The sequence below is a fragment of the Cobetia sp. SIMBA_158 genome (assembly GCF_046566945.1).
Lineage (GTDB): Bacteria > Pseudomonadota > Gammaproteobacteria > Pseudomonadales > Halomonadaceae > Cobetia > Cobetia amphilecti.
Map to the genome: position 1 here is coordinate 1 of NZ_JAWJYL010000252.1, position 279 is coordinate 279.

Annotated in this window: 1 protein-coding gene; it reads right to left on the reverse strand. The window is 43.4% G+C overall.

All coding sequences use genetic code 11. The features are described from left to right. On the reverse strand, positions 1–279 hold a 279-nt coding region (locus R2R70_RS19850; protein WP_410978876.1), incomplete at both ends, for a YbaK/EbsC family protein.

The following is a 279-nucleotide window of genomic DNA, read 5'->3' on the forward strand; positions in this document are numbered from 1 at the left end:
CTATCACGGTTTTTAGTCGTTTTTTTTGACCCAGTGGACTGACGCCACCCAACACATAGCCTGTACTTCGTTCTACTTGTTTTGGGTCGGCCATCTGTACTTTTTTGCAGGATAGCAATTTGTTAGAAGATAGTGCCTTAGCCATTTTTTTTAAATTAAGTGTCTTGTCGACTGGTAATATCGCCACAGCAAGTACGCCCGTATCGGTGGTCACTACTAAAGTTTTGAACACTTGTGTCACCGCTACGCCAAGTTTTTCTGCGGCTTCTAAACCAAACG